The organism is Knoellia subterranea KCTC 19937, assembly GCF_000768685.1.
Classification (GTDB): Bacteria; Actinomycetota; Actinomycetes; order Actinomycetales; family Dermatophilaceae; genus Knoellia; species Knoellia subterranea.
This window is the reverse complement of sequence record NZ_AVPK01000032.1, coordinates 1-471: the sequence shown is the minus strand read 5'-3', so window position 1 is coordinate 471 and position 471 is coordinate 1. Positions and strand designations below refer to the sequence as shown.

The window sequence follows — 471 nt, the reverse complement described above, 5'->3', positions numbered from 1 at the left end:
AGTTGAGTCCCCGATAGTGGTGTAGCGCGGTCGTCGAGTCCGTCCCGGTTGTGGACATGGGTGCGGCCACCGCGTGATCCTTCGAGTGAACCTTCCACAGCACTCTCGAATGGAGTCATCACGATGACCGCACCACACATTGTCGACCCTGCAGGCCTTCTAGGTGAAGCCCTGTCCGAAGCCAGTCCGGACATGATGCGATCACTGCTGCAGACCATGATCAACGCGTTGCTGTCCGCGGACGCCGACGCCGTCGTTGGGGCCGAGTACGGCCGGCCCACTCCAGGCCGTTCGGCACAGCGCAACGGCTACCGCCACCGCGACCTCGATACCCGCGTCGGGACCGTGGACGTCGCCGTCCCGAAACTGCGCAGCGGGACCTACTTCCCCGAGTGGCTCCTCGAACGCAGGAAACGAGCGGAGTCCGCGCTGATCACCGTCGTCGCCGACTGCTACCTCGCCGGGGTGTCG

At 65.2% G+C, this 471-nt stretch carries 1 protein-coding gene; it reads left to right on the top strand.

What is annotated here, in order from left to right; genetic code table 11:
* Nucleotides 1-123: 123 nt before the first annotated feature.
* Nucleotides 124-471: IS256 family transposase (locus N803_RS17195; protein ID WP_035907581.1), on the top strand; the 348-nt coding region annotated here is incomplete at its 3' end.